Source organism: Pseudomonas brassicacearum subsp. neoaurantiaca (assembly GCF_013608025.1).
Classification (GTDB): Bacteria; Pseudomonadota; Gammaproteobacteria; order Pseudomonadales; family Pseudomonadaceae; genus Aquipseudomonas.
Window position 1 is genome coordinate 17,213 of sequence record NZ_VDLV01000052.1, and the last position, 23,116, is coordinate 40,328.

Annotated in this window: 22 protein-coding genes; 11 read left to right on the forward strand and 11 right to left on the reverse strand. The window is 60.6% G+C overall.

Annotation, left to right across the window (positions count from 1 at the left end):
- Positions 1-25 precede the first annotated feature (25 nt).
- Positions 26-481: a YiiD C-terminal domain-containing protein gene (locus FHK92_RS23495; protein WP_181290224.1), complete on the forward strand. Its 456-nt coding sequence runs from the start codon at positions 26-28 to the stop codon at positions 479-481.
- A gap of 143 nt (positions 482-624) precedes the next feature.
- Here the strand turns inward: FHK92_RS23495 and cysQ are convergent, their stop codons facing one another.
- Positions 625-1,452 carry a 3'(2'),5'-bisphosphate nucleotidase CysQ gene (cysQ, locus tag FHK92_RS23500; protein ID WP_181290225.1) on the reverse strand — a complete coding sequence of 276 codons (828 nt, stop codon included), beginning with the start codon at positions 1,450-1,452 and terminating at the stop codon, positions 625-627.
- Entirely contained in the window at positions 1,449-2,015 is a 567-nt protein-coding gene (nudE, locus tag FHK92_RS23505; protein ID WP_181290226.1) for an ADP compounds hydrolase NudE, read from the reverse strand. The genes cysQ and nudE overlap by 4 nt, the downstream gene beginning before the upstream one ends.
- A gap of 88 nt (positions 2,016-2,103) precedes the next feature.
- Here nudE and yrfG point away from each other — a divergent pair, with 88 nt between their 5' ends.
- Positions 2,104-2,766 (forward strand): GMP/IMP nucleotidase, encoded by a 663-nt coding sequence (gene yrfG / locus FHK92_RS23510; protein ID WP_181290227.1) that lies wholly within the window; start codon positions 2,104-2,106, stop codon positions 2,764-2,766.
- A 100-nt stretch (positions 2,767-2,866) separates the two neighbouring features.
- Here yrfG and lysM read toward each other — a convergent pair whose 3' ends face one another.
- Positions 2,867-3,307, reverse strand: coding sequence for a peptidoglycan-binding protein LysM (lysM, locus tag FHK92_RS23515; RefSeq protein ID WP_181290228.1), 441 nt, complete (start codon positions 3,305-3,307; stop codon positions 2,867-2,869).
- Positions 3,308-3,440: 133 nt separating this feature from the next.
- On the opposite strand from lysM, the gene FHK92_RS23520 reads away from it, so the two are divergent.
- The 4 genes from FHK92_RS23520 (at position 3,441) to FHK92_RS23535 (ending at position 8,317) form a co-directional block, all read left to right on the forward strand.
- Positions 3,441-4,328: a LysR family transcriptional regulator gene (locus FHK92_RS23520; protein ID WP_030141536.1), complete on the forward strand. Its 888-nt coding sequence runs from the start codon at positions 3,441-3,443 to the stop codon at positions 4,326-4,328.
- A gap of 93 nt (positions 4,329-4,421) precedes the next feature.
- Entirely contained in the window at positions 4,422-5,261 is an 840-nt protein-coding gene (gene fdhD / locus FHK92_RS23525) for a formate dehydrogenase accessory sulfurtransferase FdhD (RefSeq protein ID WP_181290229.1), read from the forward strand.
- A complete protein-coding gene (locus tag FHK92_RS23530; protein ID WP_181290230.1) occupies positions 5,258-7,606 on the forward strand; it encodes an FdhF/YdeP family oxidoreductase in 2,349 nt (782 codons plus the stop codon). Before fdhD ends, FHK92_RS23530 begins: the two co-directional genes overlap by 4 nt.
- Before the next feature lie 234 nt (positions 7,607-7,840).
- Positions 7,841-8,317 (forward strand): glycine zipper domain-containing protein, encoded by a 477-nt coding sequence (locus tag FHK92_RS23535; protein WP_181290231.1) that lies wholly within the window; start codon positions 7,841-7,843, stop codon positions 8,315-8,317.
- Between the two features lie 85 nt (positions 8,318-8,402).
- On the opposite strand, the gene FHK92_RS23540 is transcribed toward FHK92_RS23535, so the two are convergent.
- The 3 genes from FHK92_RS23540 to FHK92_RS23550 all read right to left on the reverse strand — a co-directional run bounded on the left by FHK92_RS23540 (position 8,403) and on the right by FHK92_RS23550 (position 12,134).
- Positions 8,403-8,822, reverse strand: a complete 420-nt coding sequence (locus FHK92_RS23540; protein ID WP_181290232.1) for an acyl-CoA thioesterase — start codon at positions 8,820-8,822, stop codon at positions 8,403-8,405.
- 49 nt (positions 8,823-8,871) lie between these two features.
- Complete coding sequence (locus FHK92_RS23545) at positions 8,872-10,098, reverse strand: 3-hydroxyacyl-CoA dehydrogenase (protein ID WP_181290233.1); 1,227 nt, start codon at positions 10,096-10,098, stop codon at positions 8,872-8,874.
- Positions 10,099-10,205: 107 nt separating this feature from the next.
- On the reverse strand, positions 10,206-12,134 hold the full coding sequence (locus tag FHK92_RS23550) for a RecQ family ATP-dependent DNA helicase (protein ID WP_181290234.1): 1,929 nt from the start codon (positions 12,132-12,134) through the stop codon (positions 10,206-10,208).
- Between the two features lie 288 nt (positions 12,135-12,422).
- Between FHK92_RS23550 and FHK92_RS23555 the strand changes: the two genes are divergently transcribed.
- Complete coding sequence (locus tag FHK92_RS23555; protein ID WP_181290300.1) at positions 12,423-12,776, forward strand: DUF1493 family protein; 354 nt, start codon at positions 12,423-12,425, stop codon at positions 12,774-12,776.
- A 55-nt stretch (positions 12,777-12,831) separates the two neighbouring features.
- Here the strand turns inward: FHK92_RS23555 and FHK92_RS23560 are convergent, their stop codons facing one another.
- The 3 genes from FHK92_RS23560 to FHK92_RS23570 form a co-directional block, all read right to left on the reverse strand.
- Positions 12,832-14,376, reverse strand: coding sequence for a phosphoenolpyruvate carboxykinase (locus FHK92_RS23560; protein WP_181290235.1), 1,545 nt, complete (start codon positions 14,374-14,376; stop codon positions 12,832-12,834).
- A 178-nt stretch (positions 14,377-14,554) separates the two neighbouring features.
- A complete protein-coding gene (gene hslO / locus FHK92_RS23565; RefSeq protein WP_181290236.1) occupies positions 14,555-15,457 on the reverse strand; it encodes an Hsp33 family molecular chaperone HslO in 903 nt (300 codons plus the stop codon).
- A 243-nt stretch (positions 15,458-15,700) separates the two neighbouring features.
- Positions 15,701-16,105 (reverse strand): RNA-binding S4 domain-containing protein, encoded by a 405-nt coding sequence (locus FHK92_RS23570; RefSeq protein WP_181290237.1) that lies wholly within the window; start codon positions 16,103-16,105, stop codon positions 15,701-15,703.
- Between the two features lie 235 nt (positions 16,106-16,340).
- Here FHK92_RS23570 and rimB point away from each other — a divergent pair, with 235 nt between their 5' ends.
- The gene (rimB, locus tag FHK92_RS23575) at positions 16,341-16,823 is read left to right on the forward strand and encodes a retropepsin-like aspartic endopeptidase RimB (RefSeq protein WP_039592641.1); all 483 of its coding nucleotides are present in this window, start codon (positions 16,341-16,343) and stop codon (positions 16,821-16,823) included.
- A complete protein-coding gene (rimK, locus tag FHK92_RS23580) occupies positions 16,820-17,725 on the forward strand; it encodes a 30S ribosomal protein S6--L-glutamate ligase (protein ID WP_030141550.1) in 906 nt (301 codons plus the stop codon). Before rimB ends, rimK begins: the two co-directional genes overlap by 4 nt.
- Positions 17,726-17,853: 128 nt before the next feature.
- Here rimK and FHK92_RS23585 read toward each other — a convergent pair whose 3' ends face one another.
- The gene (locus FHK92_RS23585) at positions 17,854-19,167 is read right to left on the reverse strand and encodes an ATP-binding protein (RefSeq protein ID WP_181290238.1); all 1,314 of its coding nucleotides are present in this window, start codon (positions 19,165-19,167) and stop codon (positions 17,854-17,856) included.
- Positions 19,168-19,281: 114 nt separating this feature from the next.
- Positions 19,282-20,022, reverse strand: a complete 741-nt coding sequence (ompR, locus tag FHK92_RS23590; RefSeq protein WP_025211284.1) for an osmolarity response regulator transcription factor OmpR — start codon at positions 20,020-20,022, stop codon at positions 19,282-19,284.
- A gap of 358 nt (positions 20,023-20,380) precedes the next feature.
- On the opposite strand from ompR, the gene FHK92_RS23595 reads away from it, so the two are divergent.
- Together FHK92_RS23595 and FHK92_RS23600 are read left to right on the forward strand one after the other, a co-directional pair.
- Positions 20,381-22,705: a Tex family protein gene (locus FHK92_RS23595; RefSeq protein WP_030140495.1), complete on the forward strand. Its 2,325-nt coding sequence runs from the start codon at positions 20,381-20,383 to the stop codon at positions 22,703-22,705.
- Positions 22,705-23,088 (forward strand): PaaI family thioesterase, encoded by a 384-nt coding sequence (locus FHK92_RS23600; protein WP_181290239.1) that lies wholly within the window; start codon positions 22,705-22,707, stop codon positions 23,086-23,088. The genes FHK92_RS23595 and FHK92_RS23600 overlap by 1 nt, the downstream gene beginning before the upstream one ends.
- Positions 23,089-23,116: the final 28 nt, after the last annotated feature.

Consider the following 23,116-nt stretch of genomic DNA (forward strand, 5'->3'; position numbering starts at 1 on the left):
TTCCCTTTCAAGCAAGAGGCCCAGCATGAACCGCGACAGCACCTACCTGGAATCGATTCTGCACCGGGACATCCCGTTGACGCGGGACATGGGCCTGAAAGTGCTCGATTGGCAGGGCCGGCGACTGCGCCTGTTCCTGCCTCTTGAAGCCAACGTCAACCACAAGAGCACCATGTTCGGCGGCAGTCTGTACTGCGGCGCGGTATTGGGCGGCTGGGGCTGGCTGCACCTGGCCTTGCGCGAAGAGAGCATTGAAGACGGGCACATCGTGATCCAGGAAGGTCAAATCAGTTATCCGCTGCCGGTCACCCGCGATGCGACGGTTATCTGCGACGCGCCTGATGAAAAAACCTGGAAGCGCTTCCTCGCCACCTACCGGCGCTACGGACGAGCACGACTGGCCCTGCAAACGCGGGTGCTGAATGTGGAGAGCGAAGACGTAGCAGTGCAATTCGAAGGGCAATACGTGCTGCACCGTTGATCCCAGCAGCATAAAACCCGTGGCGAGGGGATTTATCCCCGCTGGGTTGCGAAGCGACCCCAAGAGCGGCTAACGCGTTTTGACTGGTGTATCGGCAGCAGCCCAGCGGGGATAAATCCCCTCGCCACAAGTGGTATCTGATCCTAGGCGCGGGCAAGCTCCAACAATTTCCCGCGCCACGCCGCTTTCGCCGGCAACGCCAGGAAGGAAGCATTCAACAGCGACTCCCGCGCCGGATAGCTGAACGGTTTGCCGTTCAAGTCGAGCACTTCGCCCCCCGCGCCTTCAAGCACACCCTGGGCCGCGGCGGTGTCCCACTGCGACGTCGGCGCCAACCGTGGATAGCAATCGGCCGCGCCTTCGGCCAGCAGGCAGAACTTCAACGAACTGCCGATGTTGGTCAGTTGCAAGTCGCCAAGGTTCTCACTCAAGCCGGCCAACAAGCGCTCCTGCTCCGGGCTGGTGTGGCGCCGACTAGCGACCACGGTGAAAGCGTCTCCAGGCGCCAATTCGTTACGCACGGCAATGGGCAAAGGCTCGGCATCTTTATCGCCACGCCAAGCGCCCAGACCAGCGCCGCCGACATAAAAGCGCCCGTTGGTGGGCATCGAAACCACACCAAACACCACCCGCCCCTCTTCGACCAAGGCGATGTTGACGGTGAACTCTTCGCTGCCGGAAATGAATTCCTTGGTGCCATCCAGCGGGTCCACCAGCCACCAGCATTTCCAGGTCGCGCGCACGCTTTGCGCGATATTGGCGTCCTCTTCGGAAAGGATCGGGATATCTGGTGCCAGCGCGGTCAATCCAGCGACGATGACATCGTGAGCGGCCATGTCGGCGGCGGTGACGGGTGATTCGTCAGCCTTTTGCACGACTTCCACATTGGCACGCCAGAATGGCAGGATCGCCGCGCCGGCCTTGAGTGCCAGCTCGATCACCGGGGCGATCAAGGGATGAGGGTAATTCATGGCAGGTAGGTTCCGCGCTGGGTCAGCAGGTCGCGGGCCAGGTACAGCGCCGCCAGCGCCCGGCCTTCGGTGAATTGTGGATTTTGCGCCAGGGCCCAGAGCTCGGCCAGGTTGACCTTCTCGACGCGCATCGCCTCGGGCTCGTCGCCCTCCAACCGTTCTTCATACAGATCGGTCGCCAACACCACTTGGATTTTCTGGCTCATGTAGCCGGGTGACAGCGACAACTCTGTCAGATGTTCCAGTTGTCGCGCGCCGAAACCGGCCTCTTCCTTGAGCTCCCGTTCAGCCGCCGCCAGCACGTCTTCCCCGGGCTCGATCAATCCTTTGGGCAGGGACAATTCGTAGGCATCGGTGCCGCCGCAGTATTCTTCCACCAACACCGCGTGCTCGGCATCGAGCATCGCCACGATCATCACCGCGCCGTAGCCCGGGCCCTTGCTCGCCAGCCGCTCATAGGTACGCTCCACACCATTGGAAAAACGCAGTTGCAGTTCTTCCACGCAGAACAGGCGGCTGGTGGCGACGATCCGTCGGTCGAGTATGGTGGGTTTCTGGCGCATAAACGGCTCCCTGGGCGATAGCGGGCTACTATACCCGGCCTATCCTGATTGTTTGTGTCGGATATCTGATTAGCGCTGGAGAAGTTTGATGGCTTTATTGCCCTGGCATGAGATCGACACGGTGCTGTTGGACATGGACGGCACCTTGTTGGACCTGCATTACGACAACCATTTCTGGCTGGAGCACCTGCCCCAGCGCTACGCCGAACTGCATGGCGTCAGCCGCGCGATGGCTGAAATGGAACTGCAACCGCTGTTCGAGCGCAACGCCGGCCAGTTGCAGTGGTATTGCCTGGACTTCTGGAGCGAGGAACTGAAACTGCCGGTGCGCGAGTTGAAACTGGAAACCGCGCACTTGATCGCCTTGCGCCCGGACGCCGATACATTCCTGGAGGCGATCCAACGGGCCGGCAAACGGGTCGTGATGATCACCAATGCCCACCGAGACTCGCTGTCCTTGAAACTGGAGCGGATCGAACTGGCTCCGTATTTCGAGCGCTTGATCAGTTCCCACGACTACGGTTTCCCCAAGGAGAACCCGCAGTTTTGGGATGCCTTGCAAGCTGACCTGGATTTCGACCCGGCCCGCAGCCTGTTCATCGACGACACCCTGCCGGTATTGCGCAGCGCCCGGGACTTTGGCGTCGGGCACCTGCTGGCGGTCAGCGAACCGGACAGCCGCAAGGGGCCGAAGGATACGGGGGAGTTTGAGGCGGTCGGGGATTATCGGGACTTGATTGCCGAACTTTGAACCGCACCGCCTTCATCGCGAGCAAGCTCGCTCCCACAGGGACATGTGGTTAACTGTGGGAGCGAGCTTGCTCGCGATGAAGACACCGCAAGTCTGAAGATTACTCAGGGATACGCAGCACCTGCCCAGGATAGATCTTGTCCGGGTGCTTCAGCATTGGCTTGTTGGCTTCGAAAATCTTGTTGTACTTGTTCGCGTCGCCGTATTCGGCCTTGGATATGGCGCTGAGGGTGTCGCCCTTTTTCACGGTCACGAAACGCGCTGCCTTTGCCACCGGGCCGGTCACGGTGATCTGGTCATCGACACTGCCGACGCCCTCGATGTTACCCACGGCCAAGAGGATCTTCTCTTTTTCTTCCTGACTTGCGACCTCACCGGTGACAGTGACTTTGTCGCCCTCGATCGTTGCCTCCACGTTCGGATTGCCCAACCCGACCTTGTTGATGTGTTCCTTCAATTGCTCACTGGCGTTGGCGTTACCGGGGGTCAGCAGGTCGATAAGCTTCTCGCCCGCCTCTTTAACAAAGCTGAAAAGACTCATTGCACGCTCCTTGGGTTTAAGTGTCCAGACGTAGAAGGCTAGACCAGTCGAGACGAGTCCACCGCCCAGCCGACCAATGACCACGCCACGGGCAAGCGCTAGAATCCCAACCTTCCAGCGCCCAGGAGCGAAGATGGACATCAAGCAGCTGAAATTTCTCATCGCGCTCGACGAAACCCGTCACTTCGGCCAGGCCGCCGCTCGTTGCCACATCACCCAACCCACTCTGTCCATGCGCTTGCGCAGCCTGGAAGAAGAGCTTGGCCTGCCACTGGTCAACCGAGGGCAGCGCTTCGAGGGTTTTACCGCGCCCGGTGAGCGGGTGCTGGCCTGGGCTCGCACGGTGCTGGCCGCCTACGACGGGCTTCAGGCCGAAGCGGCGGCCTGCCGGGGCAACCTGGTGGGCACGCTGCGCCTGGGCGTGGTGCCGCTGTCAAACTTCGATCCGCTGTCGATGATGCAGCGCTTGCACGCCGACCACCCCAGCCTGCGTTTCGAATTGTCGTCCCTGAGCTCCGAGCAGATTCTCGAACAGTTGGCGAACAACCGCATCGACCTGGGCATTTCCTATCTGGAACGCCTGGACAACGATCGTTTCGAGGCGCTGCCATTCAGCCATACCCGCATGGGCCTGCTTTACGACCAACGTTTTTTCTTTTTCGATGAGCAACCGCTGAGCTGGGAAGCGCTGGTCGAATTGCCCTTGGGCATGCTCACCAGCGGCATGCACTTTCGCCAATCCATCGACCACAACTTCCACAGTCGGGGACTGTCACCCCAGCCGTTGTTGCAGACCGACGCCGTGCATCAACTGCTACAGGCCGTGCACGGTGGGCTGTGTTGCGCGGTGGTGCCGTTGGAGGGTGGCCTGCACGACATGGCCGAAGACCTGCGGATCCAGCCCATCGAAGGCGCGCAGTCACTCGTTCCACTCGGCCTGATCATGCGTCGCGGCGCCCCGCGTTCGGCGCTGGCGGAGGCCTGTTTCGCGCTCTATCAGAAATCAACAAGCATCTCTTGATCGACGTCATCTATTGGAAGATCAGTAATAGCGATTAGACGTGGCAGATTGCCGCATTTAGTCTTACCACTATTCCTACTTTCAGTGATGCCCATGAACGACAAGCCTCCGGTCTGTCCAGCGCCTGACGTGGAACCCTCCACGCCAGCCGCCAGCCAGAGCTATCGCTACTGCAACCTGGACCACTCCGACTCGGACAGCACCGCGCTGGCCGAGGAAGTGGCGTTGGCGATTGCCTATAACGGCATCAGCCAGGCCGTCATGTTGGTCACGCCCACTGATCTGGAAGATTTCATCGTCGGCTTCAGCCTCGGCAGCGGCATCATCGAGGACCCTGCCGATATCTATGACCTGCAACTGAGCGGTGCGGGTTCCGCACAATACGCCCAGGTCACCATTGCCAATCGCGCCTTCTGGAATCTCAAGCAGCAACGTCGCCAGATGGCCGGCACCAGTGGCTGCGGGCTGTGTGGCGTGGAAGCCGTGGAGCAGGCGCTACCCGATCTCAAGGCGTTGCCCGGGGCGCCGCTGCCTCCGGCGCCATGGCTCGATGGCCTGCGTCAACGTATCAGCCAGTTCCAGCCCCTGGGCCAGCACTGCGGCGCGGTCCATGCGGCATTGTTCATGAATGCCCAGGGCAAACTGCTGCTGGGCCGCGAAGACATTGGCCGACACAACGCCCTCGATAAACTGATCGGTGCGTTGATCCGGCAACAAATCCCAGTAGCCGGCGGCTTGGCGATCGTCACCAGCCGTTGCAGCCTCGAATTGATCCAGAAAGTCTTGCGTGCGGGCATCCAGACCTTGGTCAGCCTGTCGTCGCCCACGGGCCTCGCCGTGCAGTGGGCCCGCCAACACAACCTCAACCTCATCCACCTGCCGCAGAAAAGTGCGCCGCGGGTCTATAGCCCTGCGATGGAGAAACAAGCGTGAGCAACTATCCACAAGCCAACCAGAAACCCGCACCGCGCTACAAGCCCTACAGGGGCCCGGCCGGTGGATGGGGGGCGCTGATCAGCGTTGCCCAGGCCTGGCTGACCAGCGATAACGCGCTGAAGAACATCCGCATGATGCTCAAGACCAACCAGAACGGCGGTTTCGACTGCCCCGGCTGCGCCTGGGGTGATTCGCCGGAAAGCGGCATGGTCAAGTTCTGTGAGAACGGCGCCAAGGCCGTGAACTGGGAAGCGACCAAGCGTCGTGTCGACGCGGCTTTTTTTGCCAAGCACAGCGTGACGTCGTTGCTGGAACAGAGCGACTACTGGCTTGAATACCAGGGGCGCCTGACGGAGCCGATGAGCTACGACGCCGAAACCGACCGCTACAAGCCTATCAGTTGGGACGCGGCGTTCGCGCTGATCAGCAAGCATTTGAAAGGACTGTCCAGCCCGAACCAGGCGGAGTTCTACACGTCGGGCCGGGCCAGCAACGAAGCGGCCTACCTGTATCAATTGTTCGTGCGCGCCTTCGGCACCAACAATTTTCCCGATTGCTCGAACATGTGCCATGAAGCCAGCGGCGTCGCCCTGTCCCAGAGCGTGGGCGTGGGCAAAGGCACGGTCACTTTTGACGATTTCGAACATGCCGACGCGATTTTCGTCTGGGGCCAGAACCCCGGCACCAACCATCCACGGATGCTCGAACCGCTGCGTGAAGCCGTCAAACGTGGCGCCCAGGTGGTGTGTATCAATCCGCTGAAAGAACGCGGCCTGGAACGCTTCCAGCATCCGCAGCATCCACTGGAAATGCTCACCAACGGTGATAAACCGACCAACACCGCCTATTTCCGCCCGGCCCTGGGCGGTGACATGGCTGTATTGCGGGGCATGGCGAAATTCCTGTTGCAATGGGAACGGGACGCGCAGAACAGTGGCGGCCCTGCGGTATTCGACCATGGGTTCCTCAACGAACACAGCGCCAACGTCCTGGAATACCTGGCCGTTGTCGATGACACCTCGTGGGAGCAGATCGTCGAGCAATCCGGCCTGACCCTGGCCGAGATCGAGCAATCCGCGCGTATGTACGCGAAAGCCAGCAACGTGATCATGTGCTGGGCAATGGGCATTACCCAGCACCGCCATTCGGTGGCGACGATCCAGGAAATCGCCAACCTGATGATGCTGCGAGGCAACATCGGCAAGCCAGGCGCGGGGCTCTGCCCGGTGCGGGGCCACAGTAATGTGCAGGGCGACCGGACCATGGGAATCAACGAGCGTCCGCCCGTTGCTTTCCTCGACACCCTGGAGCGGCGTTTCCAGTTCAAGGTGCCGCGTGAACACGGCCACAACGTGGTCGAGGCGATCCACGCCATGGCCGAAGGCCGGGCGAAAGTTTTCGTCGCGCTGGGTGGAAACTTTGCCCAGGCTACGCCAGACAGCCACCGGACCTTCCAGGCCTTGGGCAATTGCGACCTGACCGTCCAGATCAGCACCAAGCTCAATCGCAGCCACTTGGCCCATGGGAAGGAGGCGCTGATCCTGCCATGCCTGGGTCGTACCGACATCGACCTGCAAGCCGAAGGCTCGCAAGCCGTGACCGTGGAAGACTCCTTCAGCATGGTTCACGCCTCGAATGGGCAATTGCAGCCACTGTCGAACCAGATGCGCTCCGAGCCCTGGATCATCGCCGGTATCGCCGCCGCCACGCTGGGCAGTCGCCCAGTGGATTGGAACTGGCTCGTGGCCGACTACAGCCGCATCCGCGATTTGATCGCGGAGACTGTTCCTGGCTTCAAGGATTTCAACGAAAAACTCAAGAACCCCGGCGGTTTCTACCTGGGCAACAGCGCCGGCGCCCGTCGCTGGAACACCCCTTCGGGCCGGGCCAACTTCAAGCCCAACCGGCTGCCGACGGACCTGATCCATGAACGCACCCGCGCGACAGGCCAACTGCCGGACCTGATCTTGCAATCCATGCGTTCCCACGATCAGTACAACACCACGATCTATGGGTTGGATGACCGTTATCGCGGCGTCAAAGGCCAGCGCGACGTGTTGTTCGTGAACGAAGCGGACATCATCCGCCTGGGCTTCAAGCCGGGACAGAAAGCTGACATCGTTTCGCTTTGGGATGATGGCCGTGAGCGTCGGGTCAAAGGCTTTACGTTGTTGGCCTTCGACATTCCCGCAGGGCAGGCCGCAGCCTATTACCCCGAAGTGAATCCTTTGGTGCCGCTGGAAAGCACTGGCGACGACAGCTTTACCCCCACCTCGAAGTTCGTGGCGATCCGCCTCGAAGCAGCGAGCGAAAACGGGTTGATCCTGGCCAAGTCCGCCTGAGGCAACTCTCGAGTAGCACGTATCCCACATACTTTCAGACGCCCACAAAAAAGGCCGTTTTCCAAGGAAAACGGCCTGTCTGAAGTAGCTAAAGACCGGCAAAATTAGGTTAAGTTCCAGCCTAAAAACAATAACTTAGAGAATTGTGCACAAGTCGTGTTACTCGTCGGATTTCGATTGTAACCAAGCGAAGCCAGCCTCAGGATCGCGCCGTCATCCCTTTGAGGCTCCTCTATGAAGTTCTCCTCCATTCTCTTGTTGTCCCTTGGCCTGATCAGTGGCGTCGCGTCTGCCGGCGGTACCGCCGAAGCAGGTGTAGGCGGCGCATTGGGCGGGGTTTTGGGTTCGGTCGTCGGCCAGTCCCTGGGCGGCAACACCGGCTCCACTATCGGCGCAGCCCTTGGCGGCGCGGGCGGTAGCGCAGTCGGTGCAGACAGACATAGCCGCGGCGAAGCGGCGATCGGCGGCGCATTGGGCGCAGCCGGCGGTAACGTGGTCGGCCGCAGCGTAGGCGGCACCACCGGTAGCCTGATAGGTGCCGCAGCTGGCGGTGGCGCCGGTGGAGCGCTGGGCAACTACATGGGCAAGGATGATGATGACGACCGTTATGAAGGTCGCCGTGGCGATCGTCGCTACTATCGTGACGGCCACCCGGGTCGCGGCCACGCCTACGGCCATCGCAAGCATCATCATCGCTACTACCGCGACTAACGGCTGACTTTCCTGCCAGCCGGTAAAAGATCGCAGCCTTCGGTCGTTCTCCCCAGAGACTGACCGGAGGCTGCGATTTTTCGTTTCAGGCCACCAACCGTTCCAACGCTGCGCGTAATCGATCCGGAATCGCCACGGGCCGATTCGACGTCCTATCCACGAACACGTGCACGAAACGCCCCGCCGCACAGGCTTCTTCCTCACCCTCCTTGAACACCGCCAGCTCGTATTGCACCGAGCTGTTGCCCAGCTTGCCGACCCGCAGGCCGACCTCGATCCGGTCCGGAAACGCGATCGAGGCAAAGTAGTCGCAGGCCGAACTCACCACGAATCCCACCACTTCTCCTTCATGGATATCCAGCCCGCCGGTTTCGATCAGGTAGGTGTTCACTGCCGTATCGAAAAAGCTGTAGTAGGTAACGTTATTGACGTGACCGTACACATCGTTGTCGTGCCAGCGCGTGGTGATGGGCTGGAAGTGCAAGTATTCCGTGCGTTGGGGCATCAGTTGTCCTTGGGTCATTCGGTTTTGGAACGCTGGGCAGGCCTCGGCATTATCGCTGGGAGAATCCTTTGCCTTGCGCAGCCAGCTCGCCGATCAAACGGGCGGGTTTCCATTGATCGCCCTGCTTGGTTTCAAGCTCCAACAAACGCGCGTGGATATCTTCAAGCCCTTGTTGGTCAGCCCAGGCCATCGGGCCGCCCTTGTCTGCCGGGAAGCCATAGCCGTTGAGGTAAACCAGATCGATGTCGTGAGACGACTCGGCGATGCCTTCCTGCAGAATCTTCGCACCTTCGTTGACCAGGGCCAGCAAGCAGCGCTCGAGAATTTCCTCGGCGCCTATCTCGCGCCGCTGAAAGCCCAACTCTTCGCTGACCCGCTGCACCAGCGCATCGACCTCGACATCGTGTTCAGCCTGACGGCTGCCTGGCTCGTAGTGATAGTACCCGTTGCCGCTCTTCTGGCCGAACCGGCCCAACTCGCACAGGCGGTTGTCCACCTGCACCTCGGGCGCATCCTGCCCCTGGCCCGCCAGCTCCCGCGCACGCCATTCCAGATCGATCCCAACCACGTCATACATGCGAAACGGCCCCATGGCGAAGCCGAAGCCTTGCAGCGCCGCATCGACCTGATGGGGGAAAGCCCCTTCCAAGAGCATCTTGCGCGCTTCAAGCACATAGGGGTGCAGCATCCGGTTGCCGATGAACCCGTGGCAATTGCCCGACACGACACTCACTTTGCCCATGCGTTTGCCCAACGCCAGAGCTGCGTCCAGAACCGCTTTTGATGTCTGCGCGCCGCGAACGATTTCCAGCAGCTTCATGATGTGCGCCGGACTGAAGAAATGCAGGCCCAGGACCTGGGTTGGCCGGCGCGTGGCGGCGGCAATGGCATCGATGTCCAGCGCCGAAGTGTTGCTTGCAAGGATAGCCTCGGGCTTGAGCATGCCATCCAGCTCGCGGAATATTTTCTGCTTGAGTTCGAGGTTCTCGTAGACCGCTTCGATGACGAGGTCCACATTGCGGATCGCCGCGTAGTCATTCGCACGCGTTATCCGGGCGACCCGGGCATCGGCTTCGCTTTGTTCAAGTCGACCCTGGCGTACGTTATGGGCATAAGTCTCGGCCACCGTGGCCAATGCCTGCTCAAGCATTTGTGGATTGTTGTCGACCCATTGCACGGTGACGCCGGCATTGGCCAGGCACATCACGATGCCACGGCCCATGGTGCCCGCGCCGACCACGGCAGCACGCTGGATATCGAAGGTTGTCTGGCTCATGTTTGCTCTCTTGTTGGCGATCCAAGGACAGCCATCACCATAGTCAGCCACCGAAGATTTTAGAAATTTATTCGTGTGATGCACGGCATTCAGCGGATGGATGCAGGTCACAGGTGCGCTTGGGCCCAACGACGAACCTCGGCATACGGATATGCTTCCAGCACGGCATACCCCTGGATCGTCCGGGCCTTCAGTTTGGTGAAGAGCGGTACGCTGATGCCGCAGAGAAACCGGGTCAGGCGCTCGGCAGAAGGCCTGTCGCCGGTGTGCTGCTCATGCCTGTGGATAAAGTCCCCACACAGGCTTTCGAAACTTTTGTCCACAAGGGACGGCATCGATGGCGGTTCCGGCAAACAAGCGACATGTCCGTGGCATACCGAACAGTGACCACACTCTTGTGGCGCATCGTCATCACCGAAATACCGCGCCAATCGACAGCCAAGGCAACTCGCCGTGGCGAACAACGCCAGCATGGCGTGAATCCGGGCGACCTCTGTTTCCTCGTGACGAGTGAAATCAGCGTGGAGCTCGGCACTCAATAGCCCTGAATCGAAATCGGCGTCGAGAACGTTATAAACCTCGGTCATCTGCTTGCTTTCCAGCTCGATCCAGCCTTGTTCCTGGAAATAATCCAGAGCCTTGACCACTCGATTCCGCTCCGCGTGATATTGCTGGTACATCCTCTCGAAATTCACCGTCGCCCAAGTACGGGCGCGACTGGAGGTCTGGATGATGGCCGAGACAAAGTCCCTTCGCTCACCTTCGAAGCGCTCAAGCAATGCTTGCGGCTCGGTCAGGAATTTGAAGCGATATTCCGCGTAATAGGCATAGCGCGGTGCAATCAGACCGCGCAGCTCCAGTTGAACCAGCAGCGTCTTGAGCGGCAACTGCCGGATATTGCTCTTGTCCGCCAACGGCCCCAGCAAAAACTCCCATTGCCCGTCACCAGCAGCGGCCTTCAACTCATCGAGCACGCAGCGAATGCCGGTAAGCTCAGGCGTATCGCCATAGACGAAATTCTCGAGAATGTTGAGGCTGTCCCGGTTGGCCAGTACCAGGCAATCGGACGGCTGTCCGTCCCGTCCGGCACGGCCGATTTCCTGGCTGTAGTTCTCGATGGATTTGGGCAGGTCGAAATGCACTACGTTGCGGATGTCGCTTTTGTCGATACCCATGCCGAACGCGATCGTAGCGACGATGCAGTTGGACTGCCCGCCCATGAATCGCCGTTGGATGGCTTCGCGCTGATCATGGGGCAGGCCGGCGTGATAAGCCTCAGCCTGGATGCCATGATAACTGAGGTGTTCGGCGATCTGCTCGGCGGTTCGCTGCAAGGTAACGTAGACGATACTCGGCTGCCCGGCGCGTTCGCCCAGCCATTGCAGCAAACGTTCACGCTTGTCCTCACTGCGCACGGGCTCAACCAGCAGATTGAGATTCGGCCGATAGAAGCCAGTCGTCACCACGTCGTCAGCAGCGATGGCGAACTTGGCTTGCATATCGGCGATGACCTTGGGCGTAGCAGTGGCCGTCAGCAACAACGCCTGGGGAATGTTGAACTGGCGCTGGTAATCGGGGAGCTTCAGATAATCGGGGCGAAAGTTGTGCCCCCATTCGGAAATGCAGTGAGCCTCATCCACCACCAACAACGAAATCGGCACCTGCTGCAGGAAATTGCGAAAGCGCTCATTCTTCAACCGTTCCACCGAAACCATAAGGATCTTCAGCTCACCTGAGCGGGCCCGTGCCATGGCATCGCTGGCTTCGTCACGACTCTGGGCCGAATCGATACTCGCCGCCGGGACGCCGTGGCGCTTGAGAAACGCCAACTGGTCCTGCATCAACGCCAGCAGCGGCGAGACCACCAACGTCAGGTGCGGCAATAACAGCGCCGGTAGTTGATAGCAAAGCGACTTGCCGGATCCCGTCGGAAAAATGGCCGCTGCCGACCGACCGGCGAGGATCGCGCCGATGGTCGCTTCCTGACCGAGGCGAAACTGTGGATAACCGAAGACCTGTTCCAGGGTGCTGTGCATAAGCGGTCGCTCCTTTGACTGCTGTGGAGCCCAAAGCCTAGTCGGGTAGCGCAGCGAGTCGAGAAAAGGTCGGGGGGAAAACGATACTGGATGATACAGCGTGAACGTCCTTGCGCTTTGCCACGAGACGATACAAATCCGCGCACCTTGCTTCAAGCCTTGTGCACACGGAGCTTCAGACCTCCCGGGCTGAACCGTAGAATGGCTGCCTTCTTTTCGGTGGAAACGATTCGCCCTAAACTTTCCAACTCTACAGCCGCGCCATTCCCATCAGTCGGATCCCTCAACATGCACTTCGCCCCAGACTTCCCCGACGACCTTGTCATGCGCCAACTCATGGAGCTGCTCCATGAGGAAATCAGCCTGCCGGAACGCAAGACCCTTCGCCTGGAGACCGCAATCAATCATGATCTGGGCTGCGATGGCGCGGATGCGAGGCATTTGATGGAGACACTGGAAGAACGATTCGCCATCGAGCTCATCGACTATGACGCCTATCGCTATTTCCAGCCGGAAGGATTCGATGTGTTTCAAAAGCGCCGGGCGAAGGGCCGGGGGACCAAAATGCCGCTGACCATCGGCATGCTTTACAAGGCAATAAAGGCGCAGCGATGGGATACGCAGGCACTGGAAGAAAAATAGTCGCACACAAAAAAGCCGCCCTCGAAGGGCGGCTTTTTCATTGACCAATCAAGCCTTACAGCTGCGGACCTGCCGCCTTGATCGCGTCGCTCACTTCGAACTTCTTGAAGTTCTCGATGAACAGGCCGGCCAATGCCTTGGCGGCTTCGTCGTAGGCGGCTTTGTCGGCCCAGGTGTTGCGTGGGTTCAACAGGCCAGTCTCGACGCCTGGAACAGCCAGCGGCACGTCCAGGTTGATGATGTCCAGGTGTTCGGTTTCAGCACCGATCAGCGCGCCGCTCTGGATCGCTGCGATCACCGCACGGGTGGTCGGGATGTTAAAGCGCTTGCCGACGCCGTAGCCGCCGCCGGTCCAGCCGGTGTTGACCAGGTAGACCTTGGAGCCGAAACCACGGATACGCTTGATCAGCAGCTCAGCGTATTCGCCGGCCGGACGCGGGAAGAACGGCGCGCCGAAGCAGGTGGAGAAGGTCGACTTGATGCCACTGCCCGAACCCATTTCGGTCGAGCCCACCAGTGCGGTGTAGCCGGACAGGAAGTGGTAGGCGGCTTGTTCTTCGCTGAGGATCGACACCGGCGGCAGCACGCCGGTCAGGTCGCAGGTCAGGAAGATCACGGCGTTTGGCTCGCCACCGAGGTTTTTCGGTGCGCGTTTTTCGATCAGCTCACGCGGGTAGGCGGCGCGGCTGTTCTGGGTCAGGCTGTCATCGGCGTAGTCGGCTTTCTTGGTGACCGGGTCGAGGACCACGTTCTCCAGTACGGCGCCGTGCTGGATAGCTTTCCAGATAACCGGCTCGTTCTTCTCGGACAGGTCGATGCACTTGGCATAGCAACCGCCTTCGATGTTGAAGACCACGCCCACGCCCCAGCCGTGCTCGTCGTCACCGATCAGGTAACGGCTTTCATCGGCGGACAGGGTGGTCTTGCCGGTGCCCGACAGGCCGAAGAACAGGGTCACATCGCCCTCTTCGCCCATGTTGGCGGCGCAGTGCATTGGCAGCACGTCAACAGCCGGCAGCAGGAAGTTCTGCACAGAGAACAGGGCTTTCTTCATCTCGCCGGCGTAGCGCATGCCAGCGATCAGAACTTTCTTGGCCGCGAAGTTGATGATCACGGTGCCGTCGGAGTTGGTGCCGTCACGCTCAGGCTCGCAGACGAAGTTAGGCGCGTTGAGGATCTGCCACTCGTCCTTGCCGCCGGCGTTGTACTGCTCCGGGTTGATGAACAGGCAGCGGCCGAACAGGTTGTGCCAGGCAGTCTCGGTGGTCATCTTGACCGGCAGGTAGTGCGCAGGATCGGAACCTACATGCACATGGGAAACAAAACGCTCGCGCTCGCCCAGGTAGGCTTCGACGCGGTTCCACAGGGCATCGAACTTGTCGGCCGGGAACTTGCGGTTGATCGGGCCCCAGGCAATGGCGTCCTGGGTGGTTGGCTCTTCCACGATGAAACGGTCGACTGGCGAGCGACCGGTACGATGACCGGTACGTACAACCAGCGCGCCAGTATCGGCAAGCTCGCCTTCACCGCGATTCAGGGCTTCTTTGACCAGATCATCGACACTCAGATCGGTGTACACGGCGTTATTGGCTTGCGTCATGAGATTCCCCGTCGGCCCGTGGCCGAGTGCTCCAAACGTTTTGTAGTAGGAAGTCGCGCACTACTACCCGAAAAAAGTGGGCCGGATTATGCCAGAAAAGCCCAAAAAAAGTAGGGCCCTCCCGTCAGTACGGCGTAAATCCGGCGTTTGCCAGGAGATTTACCTGCGCTGAACCGTTTTAGTGACGAGTATCTGACGGTGTGTCGACACCCGCACCGGCGAACAATTGGGCGATGTCCGCGGCATCGAACAGGTAGCGCTCATTGCAAAACTGGCAATCGATTTCAATGGCGCCGCCATGCTCGATCACCAGTTGCTGCGCATCTTCCAGACCCAGACTGACCAGCGCATTGCCGGAACGTTCACGGGAGCAACTGCATTTGAAGCGCAACGGCTGGCCGTCGAACAAGCGAACCTGCTCTTCGTGGTACAGGCGATGCAGGACGGTTTCGTTATCCAGCCCCAGCAATTCATCGGCGCTCAAGGTGCTGGCCAGAGCGGTGACGTGCTGCCAGCTGGCGTCGCGTTCTTCCGAGTCACGGATGCGGTCGGCAGGCAGTTGCTGCAGCAGCAACCCACGGGCGCGCCGCCCGTCGGCATAGAGCCAGAAACGGGTGTTGGTCTGCTGGGACATGACGAAGTAATTGGTGAAGCACTCAGCCAGCGTCGCGCCGTCGAGATCGACGATGCCCTGGTAGCGCTTGCCATGACTTGGGTCGACCGTCAGGGCCAGCACGCCGTTGGGCATCAGATCGGCCAAGGTCGCGTCGGGCGCGATCTGCTCCGCGTGATACCGGGCCAGGCCACGGATTTCGCGCTCGCTGGAGCACTCGATCATCAGCAGAGGCACCGGACCTTCGGAGCGCGCCTGGAGGATCAGCAAGCCATCGAATTTCAAGGTACCCACCAGCAACGCCGCAGCGGCCATCAGCTCGCCGAGCAACTGCGCGACCGGCTCCGGATAGGGGTGCTTGGCAAGGACTTCGGCGTAGCTACGCTCCAACGCCACCAGCTCGCCACGGGCGTCGCTGTCATCGAAGATGAAACGCTGGGTGTAGTCGGTATCCGGTAAATCAGTCATAAGGTCTGGTATCTGAGGTGATGACAATTGATGACGGGCATTTTATGGGCATTCAGGGTGGGTTCCAAGCAAGGCGTGACTTTGCCTGGTGGTAAGACTGAGCATCTATCTGCATGTGCAGCGCTGTTGTGGCGAGGGAGCTTGCTCCCGCTCGGTTGCGTAGCGACCGCAAGATTCTGGGGCCGCTGCGCAGCCCAGCGGGAGCAAGCTCCCTCGCCACGGGTTACCGGTGTGGCCGATGCTTTAATCGTTGTTGCTGCCATGGAACTTGAACAGATCCCGGCGCTGCTTCTTGCTCGGCTTGCCATCCGTACTGACACCCAGGGCGCCGGCCTTGCGCTGGGCGGCTGCGGCTTCACGCTTGGCGATGCTGGCTTCGGTCTCGCGGTACAGCGTTTGAGCTTCCGGCGCACCGCGACGCACGATGGACAAGGCTTCGACAACCACGGTTTTTTCATCGAAACCGGTACGGATGACGTATTCATCACCGATACGTGGCTCTTTGCCAGGCTTGCAACGCTCGCCCCGGTGATGGACCTTGCCGCTTTCAATGGCGGCCTTGGCCAAGGCTCGGGTCTTGTAGAATCGTGCCGCCCACAACCATTTATCGAGACGGACCTTGTCATCCTCTTCGCTTTTTTGTGCCACTGGAATTCCTCTTTCTAACGAATAGCTGGAACTGTACTACCGTTTTTGTCGGGCGCACGAATCCGTCGCGACGGATAGAATGCTCGCCGAACCGCCCGTCCGCAGGGCCGGCGTCGGCATCGGTTACACATTCAAACGGGTGCGTAGATAACTGTCGCCATTTTGTGATTATTCTGCGTGAATACCGCGATTAGCGGAGTCCGCGATCCGATGTGCCAATTTCAGGTTGTTTTTATTGAAGACATTTGACCATCTGACCGTCGTCGGTCTGCGCGAATGGGTGGCGCTCCCGGACTTGGGAGTCGCCGGCCTGCGCGCAAAAATCGACACCGGAGCCAGTACTTCCAGCCTGCACGCTACCGACATCGAGCCATTCGAGCGCGACGGTGAAAAATGGGTGCGTTTCACTGCGCACCTGGGCACGGTGGTGCAGTTGCGCCATCGCCGCTGCGAAGCGCCGCTGGTAGCGCGCAAGACCATCAAGAGTTCCAACGGCCACGCCCAGGTCCGCTACGTGATCAGCACCACGTTGGCGCTGGGTGATCGGTTCTGGCGGGTCGAGTTCACCCTCGCCTGCCGAAAATCCATGCGTTATCGCCTGTTGCTCGGCTCCAAAGCCTTGATTGACGGCCAGTTGGTGGTCAATCCAGGCATCAAATACGTTCAAGACAAGCCGGCATTCCCGGTGTCCACTACCTCTGCCACAGGTGTTGCATGAAGATCGCTGTGCTGTCGCGAAACCCGCGTCTGTATTCCACCCGCCGCCTGGTCGAGGCCGGGACCGAACGTGGCCATGAAATGGTGGTGATCGATACCCTGCGCGCCTACATGAACATCGCCAGCCACAAGCCGCAGATCCATTACCGGGGCAAGCCACTTGAAGGCTTCGATGCGGTGATCCCGCGCATCGGCGCGTCGGTGACCTTCTACGGCTGCGCGGTATTGCGCCAGTTCGAAATGATGGGCGTGTATCCCCTCAATGAATCCGTCGCGATTGCCCGCTCGCGAGACAAGCTGCGCTCGCTGCAATTGCTGTCTCGGCGCGGTATCGGCTTGCCCGTGACCGGCTTCGCCCACTCTCCGGATGACATTCCCGACCTCATCGCGATGGTCAATGGCGCCCCTCTGGTAATCAAGGTACTGGAGGGCACCCAGGGCATTGGCGTGGTGCTGTGTGAAACCGCAACGGCGGCGGAATCGGTGATCGAGGCGTTCATGGGCCTCAAGCAGAACATCATGGTCCAGGAATACATCAAGGAAGCCGGCGGTGCGGACATTCGCTGCTTCGTGGTCGGCGATAAGGTGATCGCCTCGATGAAGCGCCAGGCCCGGCCCGGTGAGTTCCGTTCCAACTTGCATCGCGGCGGCAGTGCGAGCCTGATCAAGATTACTCCCGAAGAGCGCATGACCGCCCTGCGCGCCGCCAAGGTCATGGGGCTCGCCGTAGCTGGCGTGGACATCCTGCGCTCCAATCACGGGCCGTTGGTCATGGAAGTCAATTCCTCGCCAGGCCTGGAAGGCATCGAGACCACCACCAGCAAGAACGTGGCGGGAATCATCATCGAGCATCTGGAAAAGAATGGTGGGCCGAACATGACCCGGACCAAGGGCAAGGGGTAATCCATTTACAAATTACTGTGGGAGCGAGCTTGCTCGCGATGACGGTGTCAGCCTGCATCAAATTCGCTGATCCACCGCATCGCGAGCAAGCTCGCTCCCACAGGTTTTGCGCCTTTCGAGCGATTCCGCTACACCGCATCCCGAGGCAGCATCAGGCCCAACGGCAACCGGACCCGCGCTTCCAGTCCGCCACCGACGCGGTTGCGCAGCTCTACATTGCCGCCGTGCATCGCGGCGATGCGCTTGACGATTGCCAAGCCCAGCCCCGTCCCCTTTCCACCCCGGGCGCGATCACCCCGGGTGAAGGGGTTGAAGATGGCTTCCAGCTCCGAGGGATCGATCCCGGCGCCACGGTCCATGACGCTCAGCACCACGTAAGGCGCGCTGGTGTCGCCGGAGACATAGGCCGCGACTTCGACGCCAGCGCCAGCATGGTTCAAGGCATTGCCGATCAGGTTGTTCAGCAAACGCTTCATCGACACCCGGCGCAACGGAAACGGCTGGATCGGCTCCAGGCGCAGCTGTACTTTTTCGTCGTTCTGGTTATAGGGCGCCACCACTTCCCGCACCAACTCACTGAGGTCCACTTCCTCCACGGATTCATCACGACCGTCGCGAATGAACGCCAGGAACTGGTCAAGAATCGCGTCCATGTCTTCGATGTCGCGAACCATCTCGTCGGTCAGGTCGGTGTGCTCGCCCATCAGTTCCAGGGAAAGCCGCAACCGGGTCAGCGGCGTACGCAAGTCATGGGAAACGCCCGCAAGCATCAGTTCACGCTCGCGCCCGGCCTGTTCGACATCCTCGGCCATCTGGTTGAAGGCGCGGTAGACCTCGGTCATCTCGCTTGGGGTATCGCTGATGGGCAATCGTACGCTTCGACCCTGACCCAGTTGCCGGGCGGCGTACACCAGGCGCTTGAGCGGTTGGTTGAGCTGGCTGACGAAGATCCATGCCGAAGCCGTCGATAACAGGCCGATCGCCAGGAACCAGCCCAGCACGTTCCAGATTTTCTGGCCACGCAGTGGATGCGGGTACAGAGGCACCTTCAACCAACCGTCACCCAGGCTCGGGGCACGCACCCACAATGCCGGAGGCGAATGCATGCGCAGACGCACCTCGGTGTCGGCGCCCAGTTCGGCCTGCATCTGTCGTTGATAGATTTCGCTGTACGGCCAGTGCTGCTCCCCTTCCGGCACGCCAGCACCAACGACCCGGATCAATGTTGCCGCCTCGGCAATCTTGGCTCGATTGGTTTCGTCAGCCGCCCAATAGGCACGCAAGGTCAAGGCCACGCCGTGACTGTATTGGCGGTCCACCAGCACATCCTCGTTCATCAGCAGGTAGACCAGCGTCAGCGCCTTGGAAAAAAGCACGACGATCAGCACCAGCCAGAGGGTGCGGGAGAAAAAACTCTGGGGGAACCAAACGGGGGTTTTCATGAATAACCGCTACACACTTGCAGGAGCGAGCGATGCTCGCACAATGACGGACCGCGAGTCGCCTGGAAGAAGACATTTCAACCAGCCAGGCTACCCGCTCCTACAAATCGCCGATCACTTGCTGGCGGCGCCATCCGGCACGAACACATAACCGACGCCCCAGACCGTCTGGATATAACGCGGTTTGGATGGATCGGGCTCGATCATCCGGCGCAGGCGGGATATCTGCACGTCGATGGAACGCTCCAGCGCGTCCCACTCACGACCACGGGCCAGGTTCATCAGTTTGTCGCGGGTCAACGGCTGGCGGGCGTTCATCACCAAAGCCTTGAGCACGGCGAACTCACCGGTGGTGAGCATATGGATCTCGTCGCCACGCTTGAGCTCGCGGGTGGCCAAGGACAGTTCATAGTCGCCGAAGGTCACGCTTTCGTCTTCGCTGCCCGGCGCGCCAGGCACCGGGGCCGACTGGCGACGCAAGACCGCCTTGACCCGGGCCATCAGCTCGTCGGGGTTGAACGGCTTGGCCAGGTAATCGTCGGCGCCCAGTTCCAGCCCCTTGATGCGGCTCAGCTCGTCGCCCTTGGCAGTGAGCATGATGATCGGGATCTGGTTGTTCGCGCCCCGCAGGCGACGGCAAGCGGTCAAGCCGTCCTCGCCAGGCAGCATCAGGTCGAGGACCACGAGGTTGAATACCTCACGGGCCAGCAGGCGATCCATTTGCTCGGTGTTCGGTACGGTACGGGCGCGGTAGCCCTTGCTGACGAAAAAACGCTCCAGCAGGCTGCTCAGCCCGGGATCGTCGTCAACAATCAGAATTTTTTCGCCTTCAGCAGTTTGTGCAGTGCTGCTCATAGGAAGCTCCTTTGATCTTGGCGCGCATTATGGCCTAGCTGCCGTTATACGCACCGTGTGCATTGTTAGCAGATTTTTCCTCTATCTCCAGCAATCCACCCATCAAACCCTCGGTTCACGACACCCCCGAACAACGGAACGCTGGTTATAATGCGCGGCCTTTGTGCCAGGACCAGGCCGGATCTTTACACCGGCGCAGCACTTTTTTACCCCTGGCCAGGCAGCACTTTTTGAATTTCGCGGGTCAACAGGCAGCCTTTTGACCCAGGCAGCGGCGCATGCCAGGCCGCTCTACCAGTCTCGCCGAGCCCGGCTTCTGCGGCGGCGAGCCTGATTTCACAATTTGTCAGGTGGTTTTATGGACAGCATCAACAGCCGCATCGCCGAGGAACTCGGCGTCCGCCCACAACAGGTCGAAGCGGCCGTCGCGCTACTCGATGAAGGCTCCACGGTCCCTTTCATAGCCCGTTACCGGAAAGAAGTGACCGGCAGCCTCGATGACACCCAGTTGCGTCATCTGGAAGAGCGCCTGCGCTACCTGCGCGAACTCGACGAACGGCGCATCAGCATCCTGGCGAGCATCCAGGAGCAAGGCAAGCTGACCCCGCAACTCGAACGCGACATCAAGCTGGCCGACACCAAGACCCGCCTCGAAGACTTGTACCTGCCCTACAAGCAAAAACGCCGCACCAAGGGCCAGATCGCCTTGGAAGCCGGCCTCGGCGAGCTGGCCGATGGCCTATTCAATGATCCAACCCTGGCCCCGGAAACCGAGGCCGCACGCTTTGTCGATGCCGAAAAAGGCGTGGCGGACGTGAAGGCCGCGCTGGAAGGCGCCAAGTACATCCTCATGGAGCGCTTCGCCGAAGACGCCAACCTGTTGGAGAAACTGCGCAACTTCCTCAAGCAGGAAGCCATCCTCAGCGCCCGCGTCATCGCCGGCAAGGAAGAGGAAGGCGCCAAGTTCCGCGACTACTTCGAGCATGACGAACCGCTCAAGAGCATGCCGTCCCACCGTGCCCTGGCGATTTTTCGTGGCCGCAACGAAGGCATTCTCAGTTCAGCCCTGAAGGTCGGTGAAGAACTGCCCGGCACCATGCACCCGTGCGAAGGCATGATCGGCCAGCAATTCGGCATCCAGAACCAGAACCGCGCCGCCGATAAATGGCTGGCCGAGGTGGTGCGCTGGACCTGGAAGGTCAAGCTCTACACCCACCTGGAAACCGACTTGCTCGGTGAGTTGCGAGACAACGCCGAGACCGAGGCGATCAACGTATTCGCCCACAACCTGCACGACCTGCTGTTGGCCGCACCGGCCGGCCCGCGCGCCACCCTGGGCCTCGACCCAGGCCTGCGCACCGGCTGCAAGGTGGCGGTGGTGGACTCGACCGGCAAACTGCTGGACCACGCCACGGTCTACCCGCACGTGCCGCACAACAAGTGGGACCAGACCATTGCCGTACTCGCCGCCCTGTGCGCCAAGCATTCGGTGGACCTGATCGCCATCGGCAACGGCACCGCCAGCCGCGAGACCGACAAGCTGGCCGCCGAGCTGATCAAGAAATACCCGGCCATGAAAATGACCAAGGTCATGGTCTCCGAGGCCGGTGCTTCGGTTTATTCGGCGTCGGAACTGGCTTCCAAGGAATTCCCGGACCTGGACGTGTCGATTCGCGGCGCGGTGTCGATCGCCCGTCGCCTGCAGGATCCGTTGGCGGAACTGGTGAAAATCGATCCGAAATCCATCGGCGTCGGCCAATACCAGCACGACGTTTCCCAACTGAAACTCGCCCGTGGCCTGGACGCCGTGGTGGAGGATTGCGTGAACGCCGTGGGCGTGGACGTGAACACCGCTTCGGTGGCGCTGCTGGCGCGTATCTCCGGCCTGAACGCCACGCTGGCGCAGAACATCGTCACCCACCGTGACGAACATGGCGCGTTCAAGACCCGCGCCGCGTTGAAGAAAGTCCCGCGCCTGGGTGAAAAAACCTTCGAGCAGGCCGCCGGCTTCCTGCGCGTCATGAACGGCGACAACCCGCTCGACTCTTCCGCAGTCCACCCGGAAGCCTACCCGCTGGTGCAACGCATCGCCGCCCAGACCGACCGCGACATCCGCTCGCTGATCGGCGACGCCGCGTTCCTCAAGCGCCTGGACCCGAAGAAATTCACCGACGAAACCTTCGGCCTGCCTACCGTGACCGACATCCTGCAAGAGCTGGAGAAACCGGGACGCGACCCGCGTCCTGAGTTCAAGACCGCCGAATTCCAGGAAGGCGTCGAAGACCTCAAGGACCTGCAACCGGGCATGATCCTCGAAGGCGTGGTGACCAACGTGACCAATTTCGGCGCGTTCGTCGACATCGGCGTGCACCAGGACGGTCTGGTCCACATCTCGGCGCTGTCGGAGAAGTTCATCAAGGACCCGCGCGAAGCCGTGAAGGCCGGTGACGTGGTGAAAGTGAAGGTCATGGAAGTCGATATCCCGCGCAAACGCGTTGGCCTGTCGATGCGCATGAGCGACACGCCGGGCGAGAAGGTCGACGGTGCCCGCGGTGCTCGCCCAGGCGCCGCGCCGCGCCAGTCGCAGAACACCGCGCCGCGCAAGGAAACCGCCACGGCGGCCCCGGCGAATAACGCCATGGCCTCGCTGTTCGCCAACGCCAAGCAATTGAAGAAACGCTGATGGACGCGCCGGCCGGGTTGGTGGAGAGCGCGTTCTTCAAGCTGCTCGGCTGCCGTCTGCACAGCCTTGGGGACGGGGTGGCACAAGTCGCCCTGGGCCTCGAACCCGAGTTGCGCAATCGCGGTGGCAAGCTGCACGGCGGCGCGCTGTTCAGCCTGGTGGACATCGCCATGGGCCTGGCTTGCTCCAGCGTCCATGGCTTCGACCAGCAGAGCGCGACCATCGAGTGCAAGATCAACTACATCCGCGCCGTGTCCGACGGCGAGGTGTTGTGCACCGCCCGGGTCATCCACCCGGGCCGGCGCACGCTGGTGGTCGAGGCCGATGTGATGCAGGGCGACAAGCTGGTCGCAAAAGCGCAAGGCACGTTCGCTGTCCTGTAGCTCCCTGTCATCGATTTAGGGTAATTTC

Bases quoted from the DNA above. Each gene is read 5' to 3' on its own strand.
- FHK92_RS23495 (WP_181290224.1), top strand. From the start codon at position 26: ATGAACCGCGACAGCACCTACCTGGAATCGATTCTGCACCGGGACATC.
- cysQ (WP_181290225.1), bottom strand. From the start codon at position 1,452: ATGAATTACCCTCATCCCTTGATCGCCCCGGTGATCGAGCTGGCACTC.
- nudE (WP_181290226.1), bottom strand. From the start codon at position 2,015: ATGCGCCAGAAACCCACCATACTCGACCGACGGATCGTCGCCACCAGC.
- yrfG (WP_181290227.1), top strand. From the start codon at position 2,104: ATGGCTTTATTGCCCTGGCATGAGATCGACACGGTGCTGTTGGACATG.
- lysM (WP_181290228.1), bottom strand. From the start codon at position 3,307: ATGAGTCTTTTCAGCTTTGTTAAAGAGGCGGGCGAGAAGCTTATCGAC.
- FHK92_RS23520 (WP_030141536.1), top strand. From the start codon at position 3,441: ATGGACATCAAGCAGCTGAAATTTCTCATCGCGCTCGACGAAACCCGT.
- fdhD (WP_181290229.1), top strand. From the start codon at position 4,422: ATGAACGACAAGCCTCCGGTCTGTCCAGCGCCTGACGTGGAACCCTCC.
- FHK92_RS23535 (WP_181290231.1), top strand. From the start codon at position 7,841: ATGAAGTTCTCCTCCATTCTCTTGTTGTCCCTTGGCCTGATCAGTGGC.
- FHK92_RS23540 (WP_181290232.1), bottom strand. From the start codon at position 8,822: ATGCCCCAACGCACGGAATACTTGCACTTCCAGCCCATCACCACGCGC.
- FHK92_RS23545 (WP_181290233.1), bottom strand. From the start codon at position 10,098: ATGAGCCAGACAACCTTCGATATCCAGCGTGCTGCCGTGGTCGGCGCG.
- FHK92_RS23550 (WP_181290234.1), bottom strand. From the start codon at position 12,134: ATGCACAGCACCCTGGAACAGGTCTTCGGTTATCCACAGTTTCGCCTC.
- FHK92_RS23555 (WP_181290300.1), top strand. From the start codon at position 12,423: ATGCACTTCGCCCCAGACTTCCCCGACGACCTTGTCATGCGCCAACTC.
- FHK92_RS23560 (WP_181290235.1), bottom strand. From the start codon at position 14,376: ATGACGCAAGCCAATAACGCCGTGTACACCGATCTGAGTGTCGATGAT.
- hslO (WP_181290236.1), bottom strand. From the start codon at position 15,457: ATGACTGATTTACCGGATACCGACTACACCCAGCGTTTCATCTTCGAT.
- rimK (WP_030141550.1), top strand. From the start codon at position 16,820: ATGAAGATCGCTGTGCTGTCGCGAAACCCGCGTCTGTATTCCACCCGC.
- FHK92_RS23585 (WP_181290238.1), bottom strand. From the start codon at position 19,167: ATGAAAACCCCCGTTTGGTTCCCCCAGAGTTTTTTCTCCCGCACCCTC.
- ompR (WP_025211284.1), bottom strand. From the start codon at position 20,022: ATGAGCAGCACTGCACAAACTGCTGAAGGCGAAAAAATTCTGATTGTT.
- FHK92_RS23595 (WP_030140495.1), top strand. From the start codon at position 20,381: ATGGACAGCATCAACAGCCGCATCGCCGAGGAACTCGGCGTCCGCCCA.
- FHK92_RS23600 (WP_181290239.1), top strand. From the start codon at position 22,705: ATGGACGCGCCGGCCGGGTTGGTGGAGAGCGCGTTCTTCAAGCTGCTC.